Here is a 25,446-nt window from a genome sequence, read left to right as displayed (position 1 = left end):
TCAGTCTTTCACGTCGTCAGCCGCGGCGGCGTCGTCGGCGCCGTGCATGTGACGGGCCTCGCTGCGGCCGATGAGCTTCTTCGCAAGCAGCGCGAGACCGAGGAAGACCGCGATGATCGCGACGAAGATGTATCCGGCGGAGTGCAGCCGGTCGGAAAGTTCGCGGTAGGTTCCCGCGGCCGCGGCTCCCACACCCACGTAGGCGGCCGCCCAGAGGACGCAGGCGGGCGCCGTCCACGCGAGGAACCGGCGGTAGGCGAAGCCACTCATCCCGACGGTCAACGGCACGAGGGAGTGAAGAACAGGCAGGAAACGCGAGAGGAAGATCGCCGGGCCGCCGCGTCGGCGCAGGTACATCTCCGAGCGCGCCCAGTTGTGTTCGCCGATCTTCGCGCCGAGCTTCGAGAACCGGATCCGGGGGCCTAGCCACCGTCCCAGCCAGAAGCCGATGCTCTCGCCGATGAGGGCGCCCACGATCACGGCCAGGACGAGCCACGCACCCTCGGCGAACGTGTCGACGGCGGTGGCCGCGACGATCACGACCGTGTCGCCGGGCACGATGAGCCCCACCAGCACGCTCGTCTCCAACATGATCGCGACGCCTGCGAGGATCGTGCGAAGCACGGGATCGACCGACTGCACGGCATCCAACAGCCATGTCAGAACGTCGTTCACGCGTCCAGACTATTGCCACCCCCTAGCCTGAACCTGTGACTGTCCCGCCCATCTTCGAGCGCGTCGCGTGGGTCGATCCCGAGGCGCTGTTCCTCGCCGGGCCGGCGCGCGAAGAGCACGCTTTCTGGCTCGACGCCGGGCCCGCCGCCACGACGGGGTGGAGCTGGATGGGTGTCGGTGATCGCGTCGCCGGGTGGCCGGGAGACGTCCTCCTCGACGACGACCCGCACACCCGCGTCCCCGGCGGGTTCGGCGGCGGATGGGTGGGCTGGGCGGGCTACGACGGCGGCGCGCGGCGGGCGGGTGCACCCGCAGATGACGACCCGACGGCACCGGACAGCGCCGCTCTCGCCGTCTCGCGGCTCATCGCTTTCGATCACGGCGCGCGCGAGGCGTGGCTGATCGCCCCGGAGTCGGAGATGACGGATGCCGCGGCGGACCTCCGGCGCTGGAGCGAGGCCGCCGCCTCGCACGCGTCACGGGCCGCCGGCCCGCACCCGGCGCCGGCCGCCCGGCGGCGTGACGCGCACGCCCGACACGACCCGGGGCAGTACGCGGCTCTCATCGCGCAGTGCCGGGCGGCGATCCGTGCGGGGGATGCCTACCAGCTGTGTCTCACGACGCGGTTCGACGTCGCGGCATCCGACGAGCCGTTCGACGCCGTCGACACCTACCTGCGCCTGCGGGCGGCGCTGCCCGCCCACCACGGCGGCATCCTCCGCATCGGCTCACACTCCCTGCTCAGCGCGAGCCCGGAGCAGTTCCTGCAGGTCACGGGTGGGATCGTCCGCACCCGCCCGATCAAGGGCACCCGGCCGCGCGGCGCGGACCCGGAGACGGATGCCGCGCTGGCGCGCGACCTCGCCGCATCCGAGAAGGAGCGCGCCGAGAACGTCATGATCGTCGACCTCATGCGCAACGATCTGCAACGGGTCTGCGCGCCGGGCTCCGTCGCGGCGGAGCGGCTGCTCGAGGTCGAGTCGTATCCCGCCGTGCACCAGCTCGTCAGCACCGTCGCGGGGCGGCTGCTGCCGGGCATCCGTCTCGCCGACCTCTTCGACGCCGCCTTTCCCGCCGGCAGCATGACGGGGGCGCCCAAGCTCTCCGCGATGACGATCCTCCACCGCCTCGAGGGCGGGCCCCGCGGCGTGTACGCCGGGTGCTTCGGCTGGGTGGGCGCACACGGCGCGCTCGATCTCGCGATGACGATCCGCTCGATCGTCGTGCACCCCGCCGGCGCGTATGTCGGCGCCGGCGGTGGCATCACGTGGCTCTCGGATGCCGACGACGAGGTCGCCGAGGTCGCGCTCAAGGCGCGCGGCCCGCTCGCCTCCCTCGGCGCACGGCTCCCCGCCGCCTGGCTCGGCGTCGACGGCGGGTGAAACGGCCGTTCCGGTAGCATTGATAGACGCGTTCTCGCGTCTTCCCGAACCCGCACGATTGGCTTTCCCTTCGCATGAGCAGCACCGTCGACACCGCCCCCGCCGCTGACAGCGGCGCGCCGGACACGCACGCCATTCAGGAGAAGTGGCAGCGCCTCTGGGCCGAACAGGACCCGTTCCGCGCGGGCGGCGACGACGACACCCGCCCCCGCAAGTACGTGCTCGGGATGTTCCCGTACCCGTCCGGCGACCTCCACATGGGCCACGCCGAGAACTACGCCTACGTCGACGTCGTGGCGCGCTTCTGGCGGCACCGCGGGTACAACGTGCTGAACCCCATCGGGTGGGACAGCTTCGGCCTTCCCGCCGAGAACGCCGCCATCAAGAGTGGGGCCGGGTCGGACCCGCGCGAGTGGACGTACGCGAACATCGACCGGCACAAGAAGAGCTTCCGCGAGTTCGGCTCGTCGTACGACTGGAGCCGCGTGCTCCACACGAGCGACCCGGAGTACTACCGGTGGAACCAGTGGCTGTTCCAGAAGCTCTACGAGAAGGGCCTCGCGTACCGCAAGGACGGCGTCGTGAACTGGGATCCGGTCGACCAGACCGTCCTCGCCAACGAGCAGGTCCTGCCCGACGGCACGTCGGAGCGCAGTGGCGCGGTCGTCGTGAAGAAGAAGCTCACCCAGTGGTACTTCAAGATCACCGACTACGCGGACCGCCTGCTCGACGATCTGAACCAGCTCGAGGGCTTCTGGCCGCACAAGGTGCTGCAGATGCAGCGCAACTGGATCGGGCGTTCGGTCGGCGCCGACATCGATTTCGAGATCGAGGGCCGCGGCGAGAAGGTCACCGTCTTCTCGACGCGCCCCGACACCCTGCACGGCGCGACCTTCATGGTCGTCGCGCCCGACTCCGACCTCGCGGCGGAGCTCGCGGCCGGAGCATCGGCCGACGTGCGGATGCGCTTCCAGGACTACCTCGACACCGTGCAGAAGACGAGCGAGATCGAACGGCAGACCACCGACCGTCCCAAGACCGGCGTCTTCCTCGACCGGTTCGCGATCAATCCGATCAATGGGGAGCGCCTGCCGATCTGGGCCGCCGACTACGTCCTCGCCGACTACGGCCACGGCGCCGTCATGGCCGTCCCCGCCCACGACCAGCGCGACCTCGACTTCGCGCGCGCGTTCGACCTGCCCGTCAGGATCGTCGTCGACACGACGGCGCCCGTCACCGGCGCGATCCCCGTCATCGAGCTCGACGACGAGGGCGTGCCGATCGATCCGGGTCCGCAGCTCGACGACGTCGACCCCGCGCGCACGGGCATCGCGCTCACGGGCGACGGCCGCATGATCAACTCGGGTTCGCTCGACGGCCTGAGCAAGCGCAACGCCATCACCCGGGCCGTCGAGGAGCTCGAGGCATCCGGAAACGGCCGCGCCGCGAAGACCTACCGCCTGCGCGACTGGCTGATCTCGCGCCAGCGGTTCTGGGGTACGCCGATCCCGATGATCCACACCGAGGACGGACGAATCGTCCCGGTGCCCGACGACCAGCTCCCGCTCGTTCTGCCCGACGCGCGCGGCCTCGACCTGAAGCCCAAGGGCACCTCGCCGCTCGGCGGGGCGACCGAGTGGATGCAGACGGTCGACCCCGAGACGGGCGAGCCCGCGCTCCGCGACCCCGACACGATGGACACGTTCGTCGACAGCTCGTGGTACTTCCTGCGCTTCCTCTCGCCGAACGACGCGAGCGAGCCGTTCTCGCAGCGCGAGGCGGCGCGGTGGGCGCCCGTCGATTCGTACATCGGGGGCGTCGAGCACGCGATCCTGCACCTGCTCTACGCGCGGTTCATCACGAAGTTCCTCTTCGACATCGGGATGATCGACTTCACCGAGCCGTTCTCGTCGCTCATCAACCAGGGCATGGTCCTGCTCGGCGGATCGAAGATGTCCAAGAGCAAGGGCAACCTCGTCGAGTTCGCCTCGAGCATGGTCGACCCCGGCGCCGACGCGAGCCGCGTCGCGATCGTCTTCGCCGGCCCCGTGGAAGACGACATCAACTGGGAGGACGTCTCGACGACCGGCGCCCAGAAGTTCCTCGCGCGTGCCCTCCGCATCGCGAGCGAGGTCTCCTCGTCGCCCGACGTGGTCTGGGCCGAGGGCGACACGGCGCTGCGCCGTGTCACGCACCGCCTGTGGGCGGACGTTCCCGGCCTCATCGAGCAGACGAAGTTCAACGTCGTCATCGCCCGCCTCATGGAGCTCGTGAACGCGATCCGGAAGACCATCGACTCCGGCCCCGGAGCGGGCGACCCCGCCGTCCGCGAGGCGGCCGAGGCGCTCGCGATGATCCTCGATCTGTTCGCGCCGCACACCGCCGAGGAGATGTGGGAACGCCTCGGCTACGAGCCGTTCGTCGGCCTGGTGACGTGGCGTCAGCCCGACCCGACCCTCCTCGTGGAGGATTCGGTGACCGCGGTCGTCCAGATCGACGGCAAGGTGCGCGGCACGCTCACCGTGCCCGCGCGGATCTCGCCGGAGGAGCTCGAAGCGCTCGCCCGCACCGACGAGAAGGTCGTCCGCTCGCTCGCCGGGCGCGAGATCGCGCGCGCGGTCGTCCGGGCACCGAAGGTCGTGAGCTTCACCACCGCGTGAGACGCGCGGCGCCGGGCCCGACCGGGTCCGGCGCGGAGGGCGTCATCGGCTCCTCCACAGGCGGCTGATTTCGGCATCCGTCCACCGATCGGACCAATCGTCGACCGCGGGAAGCGGTGTGCTGTGAGGGTGGGCGGGTGGCATCCGCACCCTCCGACTCCGCTGCTCAGCACACGGCTGCGCCGGACAGAACCGTTCAGGACGCCGCCGCGCTGGATCGGCCCGCGCGACGGCGCCTTGGTGTGGGAGCCGCGATCGTCCTCGTCCTCGCGGCGGCGGTGGTCTCGGTGGTCATCGGCATCGTGCGGGCGGGCGAGGCGCCGGATGCCGACGGCGGCAGCGTCGTCGTGGCGACCGGCTCCGCCGAGCTTCCGGCGATCTACGTCCACGTGTTCGGGGCCGTCGCCGAACCCGGTCTCTACCGACTCGAGGACGGCGCCCGCGTCATCGACGTCGTCGCGGCGGCCGGCGGCCTGACCGACGATGCCGACGAGACCGCGATCAACCTCGCACGGCGGGTGACCGACGGCGAGCAGCTGCAGGTGCCGGTCGTCGGCGCGGCGCCCGCGGATGGCTCTGCGGGAGCGGGAGGCGCGATCGCGTCGGACGGGCGTGTGAACCTCAACACCGCCGACGTCGCGGACCTCGACACCCTGCCGCGCGTGGGACCGGCGATCGCCGAACGCATCATCCAGTGGCGCGAGGAGAACGGTCGGTTCACGAGCGTCGACGACCTCCTGTCGGTCCCGGGGATCGGCGAGAAGATGCTCGCCTCCCTCCGCGATCTCGTGACGGTGTGACGTGCCGGCCCGGCCCAGCCTGCGACGTCTCCGCCGCCGCGACGCACGGCTCGTGCCGGTCGCCGCAGCGGCATGGGTCGCCGCGAGCCTCGCGATCCTCCACCCCGAGGGCGCCGGTGTCGCCGCCACGGCGCTCTGGGCGTCTACCGTCGTCGCGCTCGTCGTAGCGGTGCGCGTGCGCGACCCAGGCCGCACCGTCGTCGCGCTCCTCGCCGTGGCCCTCGCCGTCGCCGCGGGCGCGGTCACGCACGTCGCGCTCGCGCACCCGGCGCGCGCCGCCGCGGCCGCCCTCGAGATCGACGGAGGTCGCTCGCTGACGGTCGAGGCGACAGCCGTCGGCAAGATCGAGCCGAGCGCGACGGGGTGGCGCGTCGACGCGCTCGTGGAGCGGGTGCAGCGCGGCCACGACCGCGCCGGCGCCACCGCGTTCCCCGGAGGCGGCGTGCCGGTAGTCCTGCGCCTGGCCGACGTGCCCGCGGGCCTCGATCTCGGTGCGCGGGTGCGCGTGACGGGCACCGCGTGGCGGACGGAGTCCGGTCAGCGCGCCGTGCTCGTCGTCGACGCGGTGGGCGACGCCCAGGTCCTCGCGCCGGCAGCGGGGCCACTCGCGGCGGCATCCGCGCTCCGGCACGGTCTGCACGACGTCACCGCGGGGCTTCCGGCGCCCGGTGCGGGCCTGGTGGCGGGACTCGCGGTCGGCGACACGGCGGGCGTCTCACCCGAGTTGGATGCCGCGATGAAGGCCTCGTCGCTCTCGCACCTCACGGCGGTGTCGGGGGCGAACTGCGCGCTCGTGGTGGCGGGCGCGTTCGGCCTCGCCGCGCTGTGCCGCGCGCGACGCGGCGTGCGGGTCGCGTGCGGGATCGGCGCCCTCGCGGCGTTCGTCCTGCTCGTCTCACCCGAGCCGAGCGTCGTGCGGGCGGCGACCATGGCCGCGATCGCAATGCTCGGCATCCTCCTCGGCCGGCCGGGAGCGGGGCTGTCGCTCCTCACGACGGCGGTGGTCGTCCTCCTCGTCGCCGACCCGTGGCTCGCGCTCTCGCTCGGCTTCGCGCTGTCGGTCGCCGCGACGGGCGCGTTGCTCGTCGGCGCGGGGCCGCTCGCGGACGGGCTGGCGAGATGGATGCCGCAGCCGCTCGCCCTCGCCGTCTCCGTGCCGCTCGCCGCACAGCTCGCGTGCGGGCCGCTCATCGTCCTCATCTCGCCGCAACTGTCGGTCTACGGGGTCGTGGCGAACATGCTGGCGGCTCCCGCGGCGCCGCTCGGGACGATCATCGGGCTCGCCGCGTGCCTGGGCGCCGGCATTCCGTACCTCGGCGCGGGACTCGCCGCCCTCGCCTGGCTCCCCGCCGCGTGGATCGCGGGCACCGCGTCGACCTTCGCCGACCTCCCGGGCAGCGTCGTGCCGTGGCCGGAGGGTCTCGGCGGGTTCGTCGCCCTCGCGGTGGTCGGCGCTGCCCTCGCGGCGTGGCTCGTCCCCGCCCGCGCGAGCGTGCGGGTCGCGGGAGCCTGGGTCCTTGCGGGAGCGCTCGGTGTCGCCCTCGCCCTCGGCCCCGTCGCCGACGTGACGGATCGGTCGAGGATGCCGACCGGCTGGGCGATCGCGGCGTGCGACGTGGGTCAGGGAGATGCGGTGCTCGTCCAGTCGGCCGGAGGGGTGGCGCTCATCGACACGGGGCCCGACCCTGCACTGCTGACGAGGTGTCTCGACCTCCTCGGCATCCCGCAGATCGACCTGCTCGTCCTGACCCACTTCGACCTCGATCACCGCGGGGGTGTCGACGCGGTCGTCGGGCGCGTCGGAACCGTGCTGCACGGCCCGGCCGGCACGGCGGACGACGTCGCTCTGCTTGACCGGCTCGCGACGGAGGGCGCGCAGCTCCAGGAGGTGACGAGTGGAGTGAGCGGCGACCTCGGCGATGCGCGGTGGCGCGCACTGTGGCCTCGGGCGGGCGCACCGCCCGGCAACGACGCGAGCGTCGTGGTCGAGGTCACCGGCGGGGGAGTGCCGACCTCGCTCTACCTCGGCGACCTGTCGGCCACCGCCCAGCAGTCGCTCCGTGCCTCGAGCGTGCTGCGCAGCGGCTACGACGTCGTGAAGGTGGCCCATCATGGCAGCGCCGACCAGGACTCCGCCCTGTACCAGCGACTCCGACCCGCGGTCGGGCTCATCACCGTGGGCGAGAACGACTACGGCCACCCGCGGGCGGAGATCATCGCGACGCTGGTCGCGGTCGGCGCCCGTGTCGAGCGCACCGACCAGGACGGCGCGATCCTCGTCTGGCGGGACGACGACGGACTGCGCCTCTGGCGGCAGCGCGCGCCGGCCGCCGGCGGTGTTCCCGAAGGCCCGCCGACCGGGGGCGATGTCGGTCCCGACGGATAGGCTGGATGCCATGACACCCGCGCCGCGCCGAGGAGCCTCCAGAGGGTCTTCAGGGTCGTCGCGGACCGCGTCGGTCATCCCGCAGATCTCCTGGCGGGCGCCGCAGCCCGCCCCGATCGTGCTCGTGTCGGGTCCGGAGGAGGTCTGCGCCGAACGCGCGACCGCGGGCATCCGCGAGTTCCTTCGCGCCGAGGATGCGAGCCTCGAAGTCTCCGACCTCCGCGCCGACGACTACACCTCGGGCACGCTCCTCGCCCTCACCTCTCCCTCGCTGTTCGGCGAGCCGCGGCTTGTCCGTGTCTCGGGCGTCGAGAAGTGCTCCGACGCCTTCCTCACCGAGGCTCTCGCCTACCTCGACGCACCGCAGGACGGGGCGACCGTGGTCCTCCGGCACACCGGCGCGAGCGTCCGCGGGAAGAAGCTCCTCGACGCGATCCGCGCGGGAACCGGCGGCGGCGTCGAGATCGCCTGCCCGGCCGTCAAGCGCGACTCCGACCGCTTCGACTTCGCGGCGGGGGAGTTCCAGGCGGCGCACAAGCGCATCGCCCCGGTCGCCCTCCGCGCCCTCGTCGGCGCGTTCACCGACGACCTCACGGAGCTTGCCGCCGCGTGCCAGCAGCTGATCGCCGATGTGCCCGGCGACATCACCGAGCAGGTCGTCGAGCGGTATTACGGGGGCCGCGTCGAGACCTCGGCGTTCACCGTCGCCGACACGGCGATCGCCGGGCGCTACGGCGACGCCCTCGTCGCCCTCCGGCACGCCCTCGCGAGCGGCGCCGACCCGGTGCCGCTGGTCGCGGCCATCGCCTCGAAGCTCCGCACGATGGCGCGCGTGGCCGGGTCGCGCGAGCCCGCCGGTGCGCTGGCCGCTCGCCTCGGCATGAAGGACTGGCAGGTCGACCGTGCCCGCCGCGACCTCTCGGGCTGGAACGAGGCCTCACTGGGCACCGCGATCCAGGCGGCGGCGCGGGCGGATGCCGAGGTGAAGGGCGCTTCGCGCGACCCCGTGTTCGCCGTCGAACGTCTCGTCACCGTCATCGCGACGCGCGCCCCCTACGGCGCCTGACGTCCGGCATCCCGCGCGACGCGAAAAGAGCCCGCCCCCACCGGGGACGGGCTCTTCACTGCGTGCGGCTCAGAGAGCGGCGACCTGCTTCGCGATGGCCGACTTGCGGTTCGCGGCCTGGTTCTCGTGGATGACGCCCTTGCTCACGGCCTTGTCGAGCTTCTTGGTCGCCTTGGCGAGCGCCTTCTCGGCGGCGGCCCTGTCGCCGGCGGCGACGGCCTCGCGGGTGCGACGCACCTCGGTCTTCAGCTCGCTCTTGACGGCCTTGTTGCGCTCGTGCGCCTTCTCGTTGGTCTTGTTGCGCTTGATCTGCGACTTGATGTTCGCCACGTTCGACGGCTCTTTCGTTCGGAGTTTTCGATGGATGTGCCGGACTGGCGGTAGAGGGGCGCCTCCGGCGCGTACGAGGTGGGACCCATACGCAAGCCAATCACCGACTCTACCAGGTCGGTCCACGTCGCCCCCAATCGCCCGCGTACCGCTCCCTCAATACCGATTCCCCGCACCGGGGTGGTCCATGATCGGATCAGCACGGCGTCCCGCCCGCGGAGGGGCGGGCGGCGACCGAGGCTACCGAGGAGCCCGCGTGTCCGCATCCACCACCCCCCTCCGGGCCGGCGCCCGGTGGTTCACCCTCTTCTCGCTGGCCTGGCTCGCACTGTGGATGGCGCAGCTGACGCCCCTCCAGCTGCTGATCCCCCTCCAGCTCGACAGCCCGGAGGACGCCGCCGGGTGGATCTCGGGCATCGTCTCGTCCGGTCTCGTCCTCGCGACGGGAGGACTCGCCGGCGTCATCGCGGCGCCGCTGGCCGGGGCCATGAGCGACCGCACCCGCGGACCGTTCGGGCGCCGCCGACCGTGGGCGCTCGGCGGCGTCGTGCTCGGCGCGCTCTCCCTCGCCGGCCTCGCGGTCGCCGCAGGCCCGTGGCCGGTGGGAGCCGCGTGGGTGGGCGTGTCGGTGGGCGTCGCCGTGGCATCGGCCGCGTTCACCGCGCTGATCGCCGACCAGCTCACCGATCAGCGCGGCGCCGCGTCGGGCGCCGTCGCCTCGACGCAGGCGCTCGGCATCGTGGTCGGTGTGGGCGTCGTGGTGTTGCTCGGGCTCGGTGTCACGGCCGGCTATCTCCTTCTCGCGGGCATCCTCCTCGCGTGCGGCGTCGCCGCGGCCGTGTGGCTGCCCGATCCGCCCGCCCCGGCCGCGTCTGCGTCGGCGCGCGCCGTGCACCGCACACGCGACCGACTCGCCGCGTTCCGCGACCGCGACTTCGCGTGGCTTCTGTGGGGACGCCTCGTGGTGAACGTCGGCAACGCGCTCGGGACGTCACTCCTCCTGTTCTTCCTCCTCTACGGACTGCACCGCCCGGCGGCGGGTGCGGAGGACGATCTGCTGCTCCTGATCGTCGTCTACACGGTGCTGGTCGTCGTGGCGGCGACGCTCGCGGGGCGTCTGTCCGATCGGCGCGGCCACCGCGTCGCGGTGACGGTGACGGCGGCCGCCGTGCAGGGTGCGGCGTCGCTGCTGCTCGCGGCGGTGCCGACGTTCGAGGTCGCCCTCGTCGCGGCGGGGCTCCTCGGCGCCGGCTACGGCGCGTACATGTCGGTCGGTCTCGCGCTTGCGACCGACCTCCTGCCCTTTCCGGAGGACAGTGCCCGCGACCTCGGTCTGGTGAACACCGCCGCCGCCCTCGGGCAGCTGCTCGGCCCGCTCATCGGCGCCGCACTCGTCGCGGCGGTCGGCGGGTTCTCGCTGCTGTTCACCGTCGGCGGGGTGCTGTCTCTCATCGGGGGAGCGATGACCCTCGCCGTCCGCGACCCCGCGCCGCCCGGCACGGCGCACTGAGCCGGACGGGACGCGTCGGCGCAGGTCAGCCCGCGTCGGCATCCATCGTCGCGAGTGCGAGGTCGAGGAGCGCATTGAAGACCTGGGGGCGCATGGCCGTCACGAGATGGGTCGTGCGCGGAACGACGACGAGCTCGGAGTGCGGCACGAGCGACACGAACAGCTTCTCGTTCACACGCAGCTGGTCGTACTGGCCGTTGATGAACCACGTCGGCACGTCGATACGGCGAAGCGCTGCGAGCAGGTCGAGCACCGACAGGCTCCGCAGCGCGACATCCTGCATGTCGTAGGCGTATCCGCCGGCCCCGAAGTCGTCCCGCGTCTCGGTGGGGAGCGTCCGGTCGAGCACCCACTCGGAGATCAGGGAGCCCCGCCCCGGGAGGCGGTTGAACCCGCGCGCGAGCGCCCGGTAGGTCGCGAGCCCGATCCCGCGGGGGATGGCCGTGCAGGATGCCGCGATGAAGGCATCCACCGGCGGGCGGTCCTCCGCTCCCACGTAGTCGATCGAAAGGAGCCCGCCCATCGAGTGCCCGACGAGGAGGACGCGACCCTCCTCGGCGGCGGCACGCACGGCGGCGTCGATGGTCGCGAAGGCTCCGTCGAGGGTGAACGTCTCGTCCATCCGCGTCCCGTGCCCCGGCAGGTCGAGCGCGACCGTGCGCACGCCGCGCTCGTGCAGGTGTGCGACCTGCGAGCGCCACATAGACGCGGATGTGCGGATGCCGTGCACCATCACCACCGTCGTCGTCACGGTGTCAGCCTAGGCATCCCACCGCCGTGCCGTGCGACCGCGGCGGGTGTGTGCGCACGAACACGTGCGGTGCGATCGCCGAGGAGACGCCCGACGACCGCACCGCACGTCGCTCAGAACAGGACCCGCACCCGGACCGGGTCGCTGCTCGAGGCCGACACGAGGTCGGAGTCTGCCGGCACGAACGTCGCCGTGTAAGCGTGCGTGCCGCGATCCAGTCGCCCCAGCGTGTACGCCGCGATCCCGCGACGCACCGGCACCGTGGCGACGAGCCTGTCGCCCTCGCGGAACTCGACCACGCCCTGAGCGCGGGCACCGTCGCTCTGCTGGACGGTCGCCAGGAGCGTCGCCGGCAGGAGGCGGTTGATGTGCACGGGGGGCAGCGCGATCAGGCGGGTGGTGGTCGTGACGGCGGGGACCGCGGCCTCGACCTCCAGCGGAACCTGCACGACCGTCCCCGACGCCGGCGCCGTGAGCGTCAGCGTGGCGGCGCCCGCGGGCAGGCCCGCCGGAAGGGTGACCGTGACCGTCGCGGCACCGGCGGTGACCGGAACCTCGCCCAGCGCCGTGTCGCCGAGAGACACCTGCAGCGAGGTGTTCTGCGGGGCGCCGCGGCTCGTCATGTCCAGGCGTCCCACCTGGAACGTGACGCTCTCACCGGCGGTGACCGTCTCGGGCACGCCCGTCACCTCCAAGCCCTTCTTGGCGAAGTCGGGGGTGAGCGGCGAACCGTCGGCGATGTAGTCCATCCACGCCTCATAGTCGAGCAGACCCGTGTCGACGTAGTCCGTGCCCTCCGTGAAGATCCGGAAGTTGTCGCCGCCGGTCGCGAGGAACGAGAACGTGCCGATCCGGTAGGTGGCCTGCGGGTCGAGCGGCTCGCCGTCGATCGTCACCGACGTGATGCGCTGCCCCTCGGGGAGCGTCGCGTCGAAGGTGTAGGTGACGTTGTCGGAGAGGCCGAGCTGCAGGTACGGACGCTGCGGCACGGTGCCGTCGGCGGCACGCTGCCACTGCTGCTCGAGCATCGTGGTGAACTGCGCGCCGGTGAGGCTCACGAGCGCCAGCGTGTTGTTGAACGGCAGCACCGCGTTCGCCTGCGAGAACGAGACCGTCCCGTCGGGGAGGCCCGGAACCGCGGCCGCGCCGAACTCGGCCTGCGTGTCCCAGAGCTCCGCGCGGAGACCGCCGGGGTTCGTCACACCGATGTCGGCACCGTTCGGCAGGGTCGACAGGCTGTCGCGCAGCATGTTGCCGACCTCGCCGGCGAGGGCCGACTCGCTCGCACGGTCGTCGCGCGTGCCGCCGGTCCAGACGCCGTCGACGAACGATCCTCCGGAGAAGGCCGTCGTGATGTCGGCGGCGACCTCTCCGATCGCCGTGTTGCCGACCTCCGCCGCGGCGGCGAGGGCCTGCTTGACGATCGCATCGACCGCGGCGACCTTCGGGTATGTCGCGATGAGCTCCGCGGTCGGCGTCGTGGTGCGCTTGACGATCTCCTCGGTGTGCGCGGTGACCTCACCGGTCGCGCCGTCGATCGACAGCGTGATCTTGCCGAGGTTCGCACCGTACGAGCCGGTCTGGACGACCGGTCGTGTGCGGTCCGTGCCCGGGACGGGCGCAGACCAGGCGTACTCCTTGTGGGTGTGCCCGGTGAAGATGGCGGCGACCTCCGGAGCGGTCTCGTTCACGAGCTTCGCGAACGCACCGCCGGCGGCGAGCTCCTCCTCGAGGGTGGCGCCGTCGGGCGTGCCCGCGCCGGCGCCCTCGTGGTAGAGCGCGACGATGACGTCGGCCTCGCCGTTGGAGGGGTCCCCGTCGGTGAGCTGGCCGGCGACGCGGTTGACCGCGTCGACCGGGTCGCCGAAGTCGAGGGACTCCACACCGGCGGGGGAGACGAGCGTCGGGGTCTCCTCGGTGACGGCGCCGACGACGCCGACCGTGAGGGATCCGGCATCCACCAGCGCATACTCGGGGAGCGCCGGCGTCGTCGTGCCCTTCAGGTACACGTTCGCGCCGAGCTGCGGGTAGTCGGAGGCATCGGTCACACGACCGGCGAGGTCGTCGAAGCCGCGGTCGAACTCGTGGTTGCCGACGGCGGTCGCCTGCAGCCCGAGGGCGTTCAGGACGTCGATCGTCGGCTGGTCCTTCGCGACCGACGACGCGAACAGCGAGGCGCCGATGTTGTCACCCGCAGAGAGGAACAGCGTCGGTCCGGAAGCCGCGGCGCGCTGCTGCTCGACCGTGCCCGCGAACGCGACGGTGTTGCCGTCGATGCGCCCGTGGAAGTCGTTGATCCCGAGCAACGTCAGCTCGACCGGTGCCGCCTCGGCCGACAGGCCGACGAGCACGGGGTCGTGGTCGCTCGAGCGGTAGGCATCCGGGGCGTAGAACTCCGTGCCGTGGCTGCGGAAGCGGCTGTACTCGAGGGCGACCGACTCACCGGAGTTGATGTTCCAGATGTCGGCGCCCGTCGCGCGGTCCTTCGCGGCGCCGCTGAGCAGGATGTGGTCGAGCGAGCCCGACAGGCCCGAGAAGCTGTACGACGACGTGTCGACCTCGAAGGCCTGCGCCGCGTCGACGTAGCCGGCGTCGTAGAGCACCTGGAGCGGGTCCTCCTGCGTGTAGGAGTTGAAGTCGCCCGCGAGCGCGACGGTGTCGACGTCGCCCTGGATCTGCGCGACCCAGTCGCGAAGAGCGGTCGCCTGACGCACGCGCGACTCGTTGGACGAGCCCTGGCCGTCGCCCGCGTCGGCGTCGCCCGGCCAGGGGCCTGCCGAGCCCTTCGACTTGAAGTGGTTCACGACGAAGAGGAACGGGTCGCCGCCCTCCTTCGCGGTGAACACCTGGCCGATCGGCTCGCGTGCGTTGACGAACGCCTCGCCCGTGCCGCTCTGGTCGCCGAGGGCACGGGAGTCGCCCACACGCTCGACGGCCGCGGTGCGGTAGATGATCGCGTTCGTGATGACGTCCTGCTCGGATGCCGCGGGCAGCTCGCTCGAGGAGGGGACGTACGCCCAGACGGTGGAGCCGGCGGCGGCGGCGTTGAGCGCGTCGACGAGCGTGGCGGTCGCCTCGTCGGGAGTCTCGCCGAGGGCGGCGGAGTTCTCGATCTCCATGAGGCCGACGACGTCGGCGTCGAGGGCGTTGATAGCCGCTACGATCTTGTCCTGCTGACGCGTGAGGTCTGCGCTGTCCCAGGCGCCGCGCTGGTCGCAGCCCTCGCGCACCGTGACGCCGTCGCCGAAGCGATCCTTGTAGGCGACGCAGGAGGCCGAGTCGGTGCCGAGCGTGGTGAAGTAGTTCAGGACGTTGAACGACGCCAGCCGCACGTCGCCGCCGACCTCGGCGGGAGCCGCGGTGCGCGGGTTCGCGAAGGCGACGCCGTCGGTGCCCGTCCCGTCACCGGAGAGCGGGGTGGTGGCGTTGAGCTTCCACGCGTTGTTGCGCCAGTCCACGATCACCGGGTCGGTGAAGGTGACCGAGGCGCCGACCACGACCGGCTCGGTGAGCGAGACGTACGCGGGCGTCAGAGCGCTGTTCGCGGCGCTGAGGTAGTTGATGCTCGTACCGTCGTCGAGAGTGACGCCGCGCGCCGCATTGTCGGCTGTGACGGCCGCGCCCTCCGGCGAGCCCGGGCGTCCGGCGTCGGTGGGCTGACGCAGCGGGGTCGTCCCCGAAGCGAGACCGACCTCGCCGTACTGGTTGGTCGCGTACGTGTTCGAGACGGTGAAGTCTCCCTGCGGGGCGACGAGCATCGACTCGAGGCTCTCGCGCTGCGCGGCATCCGCGGGCCACCCGACCGATGCCGGCGTCGGCGCGGCCTGCGCGTCGATCCGTGTCGCGGCGCCGGGCGCTGCGGTGATCTGGGTGAGGCCGTAGTACTCCGACACGGCGCCGGTGACACGGACGGTGTCGCCGAGCGCGACCTCGCCCGTCGCGTTCGGGGCGTAGACGAAGATCGCCTGCGACGCCGTGTGCGTGGCGAGGTCGAGCGCACCGCCGGTTCCCGGCGTCTGGATGACGTAGCCCTGGAAACCGCCCGTCGGGTAGTGCGCCGTCACGACGCCCTCGGTGGTGACGGTCTGGCCGACGAGCGGCGACGCATCCCCGGTGCCCTGGATGTCGGAGATCGCGACGATCGCGGGGTCGACGGGCGGATCGGTGGGGTCGACCGGCGGGTCGGTCGGGTCGACGGGCGGCGCGGTGAGGCCGGTCGGCGTCGGAGCGCCGACGGTGAAGTCCGCACGGTTGTCCCCGGTGTTCGCGAAGGACGCGGAGCGGGCAACGCTCGTGCCGTTGGCGGTGGAGGGCGCCGCCGCGGCCCCGGCGAAGTGCGTCGCGCCGCCCCAGCCGACGAGGTCGACGACCTGGGGGAGGGCGGCGATGCCGGACGCCCCGCTCAGCGCAGTCGCGTCGGAGACGAGCGCGACCTTGCCCTGGGAGCCCGACATCGGAATCGAGCCCTCGACGTCGGCGGTGAAGCCGGGCTGGGTCGTGTCGGCACCGGTGGCCTGCCCGACGAGCACCTGTCCGCCGGCAGGGACGGTGATGCCCGTGAGCGGAGTGACCTGCCACGCGCTTCCGGTTGCCGAGGCATACTGCACGCTGTACGCCGAGAGATCGACAGGCGCGTCGGAGACGTTCGCGAGCTCGACGAAGTCACGGTTGAACGCGCCGCCGGCGTTGCCGCCTCCTCCGTAGACCTCGGAGATCACGACGGGCGCGTCGGGACCGACGGCGGCGACAGCGGCCGTCGGGGCGACGACGGCGCCGGCGAACGCGGTCGCGAACGCCGCCGTCACGGCGAGGGCGCTGCGCGAACGGCGGCGGGGGGTGGATTCGGGCAGGGCAGGTGGAACGGGGTGCTCGGGCATCACGATCGTCTCTCCGGTGACGACCGCGCGCGGCTGGGGGAATCGCGCAGAGGACGGTCGCCAGATTGAGCATTCTTCGTCGCCCGGCGCCCTGGCAAGTGTCAGATCGGTTAACTCTTTCTCATCGGAGCGATCTCTGGCGTGTCCCGCCGGATGCCGGTTATGGTTCGCGCCGCGTCGCGCGAGCCCGCGGCATCCGCCGTTCGCACCACCCGTGCGCCGGTAGACTTGCCTGCGACATGTCACCGCGCGCCCTGAAGCCTCTCGAGCCGTCTGCGACCCCTCCTGAGCTGATCCGCAACTTCTGCATCATCGCCCACATCGACCACGGCAAATCGACCCTGGCCGACCGCATGCTGCAGATCACCGGCGTGGTCTCGGATCGCGACATGAGGGCGCAGTACCTCGACCGCATGGACATCGAGCGCGAGCGCGGCATCACGATCAAGTCGCAGGCGGTCCGGATGCCGTGGTCCGCAGGCGCGGGCACATACGCGCTCAACATGATCGACACGCCCGGACACGTCGACTTCACCTACGAGGTGTCGCGCTCGCTCGCGGCGTGCGAAGGTGCGATCCTGCTGGTGGACGCCGCGCAAGGGATCGAAGCGCAGACCCTCGCGAACCTGTACCTGGCGCTGGAGAACGACCTCCAGATCATTCCGGTCCTGAACAAGATCGATCTGCCGGCCGCCGACCCGGAGAAGTACGCCGCCGAGCTCGCCAACCTCATCGGCGGGTCGCCCGACGACGTGCTGCGCGTCTCGGGCAAGACCGGCGTCGGCGTCGAAGAGCTGCTCGACCGGATCGTAGAGCAGATCCCCGCGCCGACCGGCGATGCGTCGGCGCCCGCCCGCGCCATGATCTTCGACTCCGTGTACGACGCGTACCGCGGTGTCGTCACCTACGTCCGCATGGTCGACGGCAAGCTCGAGCCGCGCGAGCGCATCCAGATGATGTCGACGCGCGCGACCCACGACCTCCTGGAGATCGGGGTGTCGAGCCCGGAGCCCGTCCCGACGAAGGGGCTCGGCGTCGGTGAGGTGGGCTACCTCATCACGGGTGTGAAGGACGTCCGCCAGTCGAAGGTCGGCGACACGATCACGAATCAGCGCAAGCCGGCCGCCGAAGCGCTCCCCGGGTACACCGACCCGAAGCCCATGGTGTTCTCGGGCATCTACCCGATCGACGGCAGCGACTACGCGGACCTTCGCGAAGCGCTCGACAAGCTGAAGCTGTCGGATGCCTCGCTGCAGTACGAGCCCGAGACCTCCGTCGCCCTCGGCTTCGGGTTCCGCGCCGGCTTCCTCGGGCTCCTCCACCTCGAGATCATCACCGAGCGCCTCGCGCGCGAGTTCGGCCTCGACCTCATCACGACCGCGCCGTCGGTGACGTACGAGGTCACGACCGACACGGGCGACACCGTCGTCGTCACGAATCCCAGCGAGTACCCCGACGGCCGCGTCGCCTCCGTCTCCGAGCCGGTCGTGAAGGTCGGCATCCTGCTGCCGAAGGACTACGTCGGCACCGTGATGGAGCTCTGCCAGTCGCGCCGCGGCACGCTCCTCGGCATGGACTACCTCTCCGAGGACCGCGTGGAGCTGCGGTACAACATGCCGCTCGGCGAGATCGTCTTCGACTTCTTCGACCAGCTGAAGTCGAAGACGCAGGGCTACGCCTCGCTGGACTACGAACCCGCCGGTTCGCAGGAGGCCGACCTCGTCAAGGTCGACATCCTGCTGCAGGGCGAGAAGGTGGATGCCTTCTCGTCGATCGTCCACCGCGAGAAGGCCTACGCCTACGGCACGCTCATGACCGAGCGCCTGCGCAAGCTCATTCCGCGCCAGCAGTTCGAAGTGCCGATCCAAGCCGCGATCGGAGCGCGGATCATTGCGCGCGAGAACATCCGGGCGATCCGCAAGGACGTGCTCGCCAAGTGCTACGGCGGTGACATCACCCGCAAGCGCAAGCTCCTCGAGAAGCAGAAGGAGGGCAAGAAGCGCATGAAGATGGTGGGCCGCGTCGAGGTTCCGCAGGAGGCGTTCATCGCCGCCCTGTCGGGAGACGTCGAGACCAAGAAGTAGCCTTCAGACATGGGCCGCCCGGTGACAGGCGGCCCGAGAGAACGCGACGGGAGGTGCACATGCGCCGCGGGAACTTCCAGGAAGACACGGTCGACTACGCCGCCGTGGGTGCCACGCACGCCCACGACCTCATGAGCTACCCGCCCGAACGGAGCATCCCCGCGGAGGCCTCGTGGCGGATCGGCAGCGGTCAGGCGCGCTTCGAGTCGTCCGCCGACGCGCTGCTGTCGTGGGGCGCGCTCCGCGGCGCGGGTCTGCAGATCACCGACGTGCGTCCGGCCGCCGGACCCATGTACTCCGGTGTGGGCTTCGACGCCGAGGGCGCGCCGGTTGCTCCGTCGCGCCTCGAGGCCGATCAGCGCTTCGACGCCGACGGCACCCCGTACGTCGCCGCCGGCACCACCATCCGCGTGCGCGGCCGCGTCAAGGGCATGAACGCCGACGGCGAGCTGCGCGTCATCTCCGCGACGGAGGAGGCCCGGCGCGTGGGGTTCGCCCTGGGCACCGTCGGCGGCTCGGTCGTCAGCGGCGAGGAGTCCTTCACGATCGAGTGGGACGAGAGCGACGAGGTCCGCTTCGTCGTGCGCGCCTTCGACCGGCCGACCGCCTTCCTCTACCGCCTCGTCCCGCCGCTGGTGAAGCGTCGTCGCCGCGAGCTGTTCCAGGGATACCTGCGGGCGATCTCGCCGCTGTTCGCCACCGGCTCGTGAGCGGGCCGGTCACGATGTCGGCGACATCCTGATGGGATCCGCCCTCCCGCTCGGCGACCCGGCGCCCGTCGACGGCGCGCTCCCCGACGACATCGCCGTCGACGCGTCGACCGACTTCGGCGTCTACCTGCACGTGCCGTTCTGCCGCGTGCGATGCGGCTACTGCGACTTCAACACGTATACGGCCTCCGAGCTCCGCGGCGCCCGACAGGACGCATACGCCGACGAGGTGCTGCGCGAGATCGCCCTGTCCGAGAACGTGCTCGGCGCGAGGGGGCCGCTGCGCCCGGCATCCACCGTCTTCTTCGGCGGCGGGACGCCCACGCTCCTTCCCGGCGATGATCTCGCGCGCATGCTCGCCGGCGTCCGCGACACGTTCGGACTCACGCCGGATGCCGAGGTCACGGTCGAGGCGAACCCCGACACCGTGACGCGTGAGCTCGCGGAGCGGCTGGCGGATGCCGGGGTCACGCGCCTCTCGATCGGGATGCAGTCGGCCGTGCCGCACGTGCTGCACACGCTCGATCGCACACACGACCCCGCGAACGTCGCCGTCGCGGTCGCCGCGGCGCGCGCGGCCGGCCTCGCCGTGAGCGTCGACCTCATCTACGGGGCACCGGGGGAGTCGCTCGCCGATTGGGAGGCGTCGGTGCAGACCGCCGTCGCCCTCGGCCCCGACCACATCTCGGCGTATGCGCTCATCGTCGAGGAGGGCACGCAGCTCGCCCGCCAGATCCGCCGCGGCGAGGTGCCGGGGCCCGACGACGACCTGCAGGCCGACATGTACGAGCTGGTGGACGAGGCCCTCGCCGCCGCGGGCTTCGACTGGTACGAGGTGTCGAACTGGGCGACCTCGCCCGCACAGCGATCGCGGCACAACCTCGCGTATTGGCGCGGCACGGACTGGTGGGGCTACGGACCCGGAGCGCACAGCCACGTCGCGGGCCTGCGCTGGTGGAACGTCAAGCATCCCGCGGCGTACGCGCAGCGCCTCGCCTCGGGGGACTCGCCCGCCGCGGCGCGTGAGCGCCCTGATGAGAGCGCGCGCCGGCTCGAGAGCGTGCTGCTGCGTTCGCGCATCGCGGAGGGGCTGCCGGTCTCGGAGCTGCAGGGCGAGGGCCGCCACGCCGTGGCATCCCTCATCGCGGACGGCCTGATCGAGGGGCCCGCGGCGCTCCGCGGGCGCGTCATCCTCACGCGGCGCGGTCGGCTGCTGGCCGATGCCGTCGTCCGCGCCCTCACGGCCTGAGAAGCGTCGGGCGTCAGCCGGCCTGAGAAGCGTCGGGCGTCAGCTCGCGAGCGCGTCGAGCGCGGCCGCGCGGCGCAGCGGCTCGTCCTGCACGGGCACATCGTAGATCCGGGTCACACGGTCGGGCGAGAAGCGCGGCCAGCCCGGCCCTCCCGAGGCGACGAACCTCACCCAGTCGGCGTGCATGCGGGCCGCGAGCTCACGCGGAGCGCCGGGACCGACGATCTGCTGCCAGTCGGAGGCCTCGACCCGATCGAACACGAATCCGATCTCGATCGCGTGCGCGGCCCGCAGCTCCCGCACGGGGCTCCGCCACGCGAACTCGTACACGTAGGTGGGCGCGCTGCGGGCGGATGCGACCGCGACCGCCGGCCCCCGCAGCACGCGGTCCGTCACGATCTGGCCCAGGATCTCGCCCGCACTCGCACCCGGCAGAGCGTCGCGGTACGCGCGCACCGCCGCGCGCGGCACACGTGCCGCCAGGCGCGCGAGCGCGAGCCGGAACGGGCTGATGGCAACCAGCTGCGCGGGCGTGAACCACAGTCGGTACTCGTCTGTGTTCGTGCCGATCACGAGAGGGATCCCGAGCGTGCGCAGGGCCTGATCGGGCGAGACGGGAAGGCTGTCCGGGTCGAGGGCGAGCGCGTAGCCCGGTGTCCCCGACAGCGGCGAGGATCCCTCCGCGAGGCGGCGGCGCGCGTCGAGCAGGTCACGCGGCGACAGCGCGGCGAACGCGTCTCGGGTCGGCGGCACGCCCAGTGCCTTCGCCATCGCACGGGTCACACGGCCCGCACGCTCGGCGGGCTGTGCCTCCAGCGGCCCCGATTCGATGATCGCGCCGACCGGGATGTCGGCCGTGTCGGGGCGCGCGAGGAGCGCCGCGACGAGCGATCCGCCCGCCGACTCGCCCACGATCGTGATGCGCTCCGGGTCGCCCCCCGAACGCGGCGATCTCGCGCCGAACCCATTCGAGGCCCGCAGCGGCGTCGGACAGACCCAGGTTGCGTGGAGCGCCCTCGAGCACGGAGAAACCCTCCGCCCCGACGCGATGGTTCACCGAGACGTAGACAAGCCCGTCGCGGGCGAAGGTCGTCCCGTCGTACGCCGGCAGCGCCGCACTGCCGCGTTCGAGCGCCCCGCCGTGGTACCAGACGAAGACGGGCAGCGAGCCCGGCGCCGCTCCCGACGGGGTCCAGACGCCGACGGTCAGGATGTCATCGCCCGCGATCTCGACGGAGCCGAGCAGCTCGCCGATCGCGCCGAAGTACGGATCCTGCGGCGCGGTTGCGGCGTGGGCCGAGGCATCCCGCGCCTCGGTCCACGCCGGGGGAGCCACCGGCGGGGCGAAGCGGCGCTCACCGAACGGCGGGAGGGCGTAAGGGATGCCGAGGTAGCGGTCGATGCCGTCGGAGGTGGTGCCGACGACGTCGCCTCGGGTGGTCGTGACGACAGGGCGAGGGGAGGCATCGGCGCGCATGCGGCTCATCCTAGGGTGCTCGCGCTAGGATTGGCACTCGAACACCTGGAGTGCCAGATCGGCGCCTGTCACGTGTGCAGAGGAGGAAGCGATGGTCTCGGAACGCGGCCTGCGCGTCCTCCGCGCGATCGTGCAGGACTACGTCGACACGAACGAACCGGTCGGCAGCAAGGCGATCGTCGATCGCCATCAGTTCGGGGTGTCCGCCGCCACGATCCGCAACGACATGGCCCTCCTCGAGGACGAAGAGCTGATCGCCGCCCCGCACACCTCGTCCGGGCGCGTCCCGACCGACAAGGGCTACCGCGTCTTCGTCGATCACCTCGCCGAGCTCCGTCCCCTCTCGGGCGGGCAGCGCGCCGCGATCTCGACGTTCCTCACCGAGGCGGTCGACCTCGACGACCTGCTCACCCGCACCGTCCGCGCGCTCACGCAGCTGACGGGCCAGGTCGCGATCGTGCAGTACCCGTCGGTCGCGCGCGCGAGCGTGTCGCACGTCGAGTTCGTGCACCTGGGCGGCACGCGCGTCGTCGTGATCGTCGTCACCGACACGGGGCGCGTCTCACAGCGCGTCGCGTTCTTACAGGGCGAGCTGGATGCCGAGGAGGTCGCGCAGGTCAAGGCATCCATCGCCGCTCTCGTCACCGGCAAGCCCGTCGCCGACGCGGCGCAGGCGATCGCCGACCTGACGGCCTCGGCGCCCGCGCACACGCGCGTCGACGAGGCGGTGCGCACCGTTGCCCGCATCGTCGCGGAGGAGCTCGACGACTTCCGCCAGGACAAGCTCGTGATGGCCGGAAGCGCGACCCTCGCCAAGCGTGAGGGCGACTTCCGCGGCAGCATCTACCCGCTGCTGGAGGCCATCGAGGAGCAGGTGACCCTGCTTCGCCTCATGGGGGAGATGGTCGCCGACGAGCAGGGGCTCGCCGCGTCGATCGGGCGCGAGAACGCGCCGTTCGGGCTCGTTGAGGCATCCGTCGTGACGAGTGACTACGACGGCGCCGGGACCCGCTCGCGCGTGGGTCTGCTCGGCCCCACCCGCATGGACTATCCCACCAACCTCGCGGCGGTCCGCGCCGTCGCGCATTATCTGAGCCGCCTGCTCGACGAGGACGACACGTCCCGCTGACAGGCGCGCCCGACAGACACCCATCGTGCCCTCCGGGGCAGGAAAGGCGATCGTGGCCGACCACTACGAAGTACTCGGCGTCTCGCGCGATGCGAGCCCCGAAGAGATCAAGAAGGCGTACCGGCGTCTCGCACGCGAACTCCACCCCGACGTGAATCCCGGCGCGGACGCATCCGAGCGCTTCAAGCTCGTCACCCACGCCTACGACGTCCTCAGCGACCCCGAGCAGCGTCAGCGCTATGATATCGGCGGCGACGGGTCGCCGTTCGGCGGCGCAGGCGCAGCGGGCTTCGGCGGGTTCGGCGACATCTTCGAGACGTTCTTCGGAGGGGGCGGCTCACGCCAGGGCCGTCCGCGCTCGCGACGCGAGCGGGGCCAGGATGCCTTGGTGCGCGTCACGTTGGACCTGAAGGACGTCGTCTTCGGCACGCACCGCGACATCGAGGTCGACACCGCGGTGCTCTGCGAGACGTGCGAGGGCTCGTGCTGCCAGCCGGGCACCCAGCCGGTGACGTGCGACATCTGCCACGGCTCGGGCCAGGTCCAGCGCACGGTCCGGAGTCTCCTCGGCAACGTCGTCACCTCGCAGCTGTGCACGACGTGCCAGGGTTACGGCACGACGATCCCGTACCCCTGCGCGACGTGCCAGGGGCAGGGCCGCGTGCGGGCACGCCGCACCGTGTCGGTCGACATCCCCGGCGGCGTCGAGACGGGGCTGCGCCTGCAGCTGCCCGGCTCGGGCGAGGTCGGCCCCGCCGGCGGTCCGAACGGCGACCTGTACCTCGAGATCACCGTCGCCCACGACGACGTCTTCAGCCGCGACGGCGATGACCTGCTCGCAACGCTCGAGGTCTCGATGCCCGACGCGATCCTCGGCGCCGCGACGACCATCTCGTCGCTCGACGGCGAAGTCGACCTCGAGGTACGCGCGGGTGTGCAGTCGGGCGACGTGCTCACGATCAAGGGTCGCGGCATCACCCCGCTGCGCGGCGGCAACCGCGGCGACCTGCGGGTCGGCGTGCAGGTCGTGACGCCCACGAAGCTGGATGCCAAGTCGCGCGCCCTCATCGAGGACTTCGCGAAGAAGACGAAGGCGCCCGCGCCGCAGCTGGCCCAGTTCCACCAGGGCTTGTTCTCGAAGCTCCGCGACCGCTTCCGCGGCTGACCCCGGAAGACATCATGGCGCTGCACTTCCTCGTCGACGATGCGCAGGCGGCGCATGTCGCCGGCGCCGTGGCCGGTTCGACCGTCGAGCTGTCGGGCGGCGAGGCGCACCACGCCGCCGTCGTCCGCCGCGTGCGCGTCGGCGAAGAGGTCACGGTCGGCGACGGCCGTGGGGTCTGGCTGAGCGGCGCGGTGACAGAGGTCGCGCCGAAGCGCGTCATGGTCCGGGTCGACGCACGCCGGGACGTGTCCGCGGCGTCCCCCCGGCTCGTGCTCGTGCAGGCGCTCGCGAAGGGCGACCGCGACGAGCTCGCGATCCAGGCGGCGACGGAGCTCGGCGTCGACGAGGTCGTGCCGTGGCAGGCATCGCGGAGCGTCTCGCGCTGGTCGGCCGAGAAGGCGCTCAAGGGCGTCGCCCGCTGGCAGCAGATCGTGCGCGAAGCGGCGAAGCAGGCCCACCGTGCGTGGGTTCCCGCCGTCTCGGAGCCGGTCACGTCAGCGCAGCTTGCGCGGCGCGCGGACGCGCGCCTGCTGGTGCTGGAGCCGACGGCATCCACCCCGCTGTCCACGCTGGTCCTCGACGACGTCGAGCGCGACATCGTGCTCGTCGTCGGCCCCGAGGGTGGCATCACCCCGGAGGAGCTCGACGCGCTGCAGGATGCCGGCGCTACGCTCGTACGCCTCGGCGACACCGTCCTGCGCACCTCGACGGCAGGGCCCGCCGCGCTCGCACTCCTGAACGCCCGCCTCGGCCGCTGGTAGCCGCCGCTCCGGAGCCCGCTGAGCGAGGGTGCCCCGCCACCGGCCGGGCACCGGCCCATAGACTGGGAGGCATGAGCGAGCCGTCGATCTTCACCCGGATCCTCGAGGGGGAGATCCCCTCTGAGATCATCGCCGAGACCGAGAACGTCTTCGCGATCCGCGACATCGCGCCCAAGGCGCCGGTGCATTTGCTCGTCATCCCGAAAGACCCGCAGTACCGGAACGTCGTCGAGCTCGCCGCGGGAGACCCGGCGCTCCTCACGGAGATGGTCGGGCTCGCGAACACCGTCGCCGCCGAGTACGGCGACGGCGATTTCCGCCTCGTGTTCAACACGGGCGAGGGCGCCGGGCAGACGGTGTTCCATGTCCACGCCCATGTCCTCGCCGGCGGCCTTACCGAAGGGAGCCTGGGTGGCTGACGCTCCCGAGACCGG

18 protein-coding genes and 1 pseudogene are annotated in these 25,446 nt (G+C 71.9%); 13 read left to right on the top strand and 6 right to left on the bottom strand.

Going from position 1 to position 25,446, the window contains the following annotated elements:
• On the bottom strand, nt 1-675 hold the full coding sequence (locus AC3ENQ_RS00805) for a DedA family protein (protein ID WP_431800773.1): 675 nt from the start codon (nt 673-675) through the stop codon (nt 1-3).
• 35 nt (nt 676-710) lie between these two features.
• On the opposite strand from AC3ENQ_RS00805, the gene AC3ENQ_RS00800 reads away from it, so the two are divergent.
• The 5 genes from AC3ENQ_RS00800 (at nt 711) to holA (ending at nt 8,969) form a co-directional block, all read left to right on the top strand.
• Entirely contained in the window at nt 711-2,057 is a 1,347-nt protein-coding gene (locus tag AC3ENQ_RS00800; RefSeq protein WP_431800771.1) for an anthranilate synthase component I family protein, read from the top strand.
• 74 nt (nt 2,058-2,131) lie between these two features.
• Nucleotides 2,132-4,717, top strand: a complete 2,586-nt coding sequence (gene leuS / locus AC3ENQ_RS00795; protein ID WP_431800769.1) for a leucine--tRNA ligase — start codon at nt 2,132-2,134, stop codon at nt 4,715-4,717.
• Nucleotides 4,718-4,929: 212 nt separating this feature from the next.
• On the top strand, nt 4,930-5,517 hold the full coding sequence (locus tag AC3ENQ_RS00790; RefSeq protein WP_431801712.1) for a ComEA family DNA-binding protein: 588 nt from the start codon (nt 4,930-4,932) through the stop codon (nt 5,515-5,517).
• Nucleotide 5,518: 1 nt separating this feature from the next.
• On the top strand, nt 5,519-7,903 hold the full coding sequence (locus AC3ENQ_RS00785) for a ComEC/Rec2 family competence protein (protein ID WP_431800767.1): 2,385 nt from the start codon (nt 5,519-5,521) through the stop codon (nt 7,901-7,903).
• A gap of 10 nt (nt 7,904-7,913) precedes the next feature.
• Nucleotides 7,914-8,969 (top strand): DNA polymerase III subunit delta, encoded by a 1,056-nt coding sequence (gene holA, locus AC3ENQ_RS00780; RefSeq protein WP_431800765.1) that lies wholly within the window; start codon nt 7,914-7,916, stop codon nt 8,967-8,969.
• Between the two features lie 69 nt (nt 8,970-9,038).
• Here the strand turns inward: holA and rpsT are convergent, their stop codons facing one another.
• Nucleotides 9,039-9,299, bottom strand: a complete 261-nt coding sequence (gene rpsT / locus AC3ENQ_RS00775) for a 30S ribosomal protein S20 (protein ID WP_431800763.1) — start codon at nt 9,297-9,299, stop codon at nt 9,039-9,041.
• 256 nt (nt 9,300-9,555) lie between these two features.
• Here rpsT and AC3ENQ_RS00770 point away from each other — a divergent pair, with 256 nt between their 5' ends.
• A complete protein-coding gene (locus AC3ENQ_RS00770; protein WP_431800761.1) occupies nt 9,556-10,809 on the top strand; it encodes an MFS transporter in 1,254 nt (417 codons plus the stop codon).
• Nucleotides 10,810-10,834: 25 nt separating this feature from the next.
• Here the strand turns inward: AC3ENQ_RS00770 and AC3ENQ_RS00765 are convergent, their stop codons facing one another.
• Both AC3ENQ_RS00765 and AC3ENQ_RS00760 read right to left on the bottom strand, forming a co-directional pair.
• Nucleotides 10,835-11,560 carry an alpha/beta fold hydrolase gene (locus tag AC3ENQ_RS00765; protein WP_431800759.1) on the bottom strand — a complete coding sequence of 242 codons (726 nt, stop codon included), beginning with the start codon at nt 11,558-11,560 and terminating at the stop codon, nt 10,835-10,837.
• A 113-nt stretch (nt 11,561-11,673) separates the two neighbouring features.
• Nucleotides 11,674-16,437, bottom strand: a complete 4,764-nt coding sequence (locus AC3ENQ_RS00760) for an ExeM/NucH family extracellular endonuclease (protein ID WP_431800757.1) — start codon at nt 16,435-16,437, stop codon at nt 11,674-11,676.
• A gap of 239 nt (nt 16,438-16,676) precedes the next feature.
• On the opposite strand from AC3ENQ_RS00760, the gene lepA reads away from it, so the two are divergent.
• Genes lepA through hemW form a run of 3 tightly spaced genes read left to right on the top strand, consistent with a single transcriptional unit; the run spans nt 16,677 to nt 20,480 of the window.
• Nucleotides 16,677-18,521, top strand: a complete 1,845-nt coding sequence (gene lepA, locus AC3ENQ_RS00755; protein WP_431800755.1) for a translation elongation factor 4 — start codon at nt 16,677-16,679, stop codon at nt 18,519-18,521.
• 59 nt (nt 18,522-18,580) lie between these two features.
• Nucleotides 18,581-19,231 (top strand): DUF1990 domain-containing protein, encoded by a 651-nt coding sequence (locus AC3ENQ_RS00750; protein ID WP_431800753.1) that lies wholly within the window; start codon nt 18,581-18,583, stop codon nt 19,229-19,231.
• 31 nt (nt 19,232-19,262) lie between these two features.
• Nucleotides 19,263-20,480 carry a radical SAM family heme chaperone HemW gene (gene hemW / locus AC3ENQ_RS00745; RefSeq protein ID WP_431800751.1) on the top strand — a complete coding sequence of 406 codons (1,218 nt, stop codon included), beginning with the start codon at nt 19,263-19,265 and terminating at the stop codon, nt 20,478-20,480.
• A gap of 39 nt (nt 20,481-20,519) precedes the next feature.
• On the opposite strand, the gene AC3ENQ_RS00740 is transcribed toward hemW, so the two are convergent.
• Entirely contained in the window at nt 20,520-21,392 is an 873-nt protein-coding gene (locus AC3ENQ_RS00740; RefSeq protein ID WP_431800749.1) for a carboxylesterase family protein, read from the bottom strand.
• An 88-nt stretch (nt 21,393-21,480) separates the two neighbouring features.
• Nucleotides 21,481-21,957, bottom strand: a pseudogene (locus AC3ENQ_RS00735) (carboxylesterase family protein); the annotation flags it as partial.
• Nucleotides 21,958-22,048: 91 nt separating this feature from the next.
• Here AC3ENQ_RS00735 and hrcA point away from each other — a divergent pair.
• From hrcA to AC3ENQ_RS00715, 4 genes are all read left to right on the top strand, one after another.
• The gene (hrcA, locus tag AC3ENQ_RS00730; protein ID WP_431800747.1) at nt 22,049-23,086 is read left to right on the top strand and encodes a heat-inducible transcriptional repressor HrcA; all 1,038 of its coding nucleotides are present in this window, start codon (nt 22,049-22,051) and stop codon (nt 23,084-23,086) included.
• Nucleotides 23,087-23,138: 52 nt separating this feature from the next.
• A complete protein-coding gene (dnaJ, locus tag AC3ENQ_RS00725; RefSeq protein ID WP_431801710.1) occupies nt 23,139-24,251 on the top strand; it encodes a molecular chaperone DnaJ in 1,113 nt (370 codons plus the stop codon).
• A 14-nt stretch (nt 24,252-24,265) separates the two neighbouring features.
• Nucleotides 24,266-25,012 carry a 16S rRNA (uracil(1498)-N(3))-methyltransferase gene (locus tag AC3ENQ_RS00720; RefSeq protein ID WP_431800745.1) on the top strand — a complete coding sequence of 249 codons (747 nt, stop codon included), beginning with the start codon at nt 24,266-24,268 and terminating at the stop codon, nt 25,010-25,012.
• A gap of 71 nt (nt 25,013-25,083) precedes the next feature.
• A complete protein-coding gene (locus AC3ENQ_RS00715) occupies nt 25,084-25,431 on the top strand; it encodes a histidine triad nucleotide-binding protein (protein WP_431800743.1) in 348 nt (115 codons plus the stop codon).
• The last annotated feature ends 15 nt before the right edge of the window (nt 25,432-25,446 follow it).

The sequence above is a fragment of the Microbacterium sp. bgisy203 genome (assembly GCF_057706945.1).
This window is presented reverse-complemented; position numbering and strand designations above follow the sequence as displayed.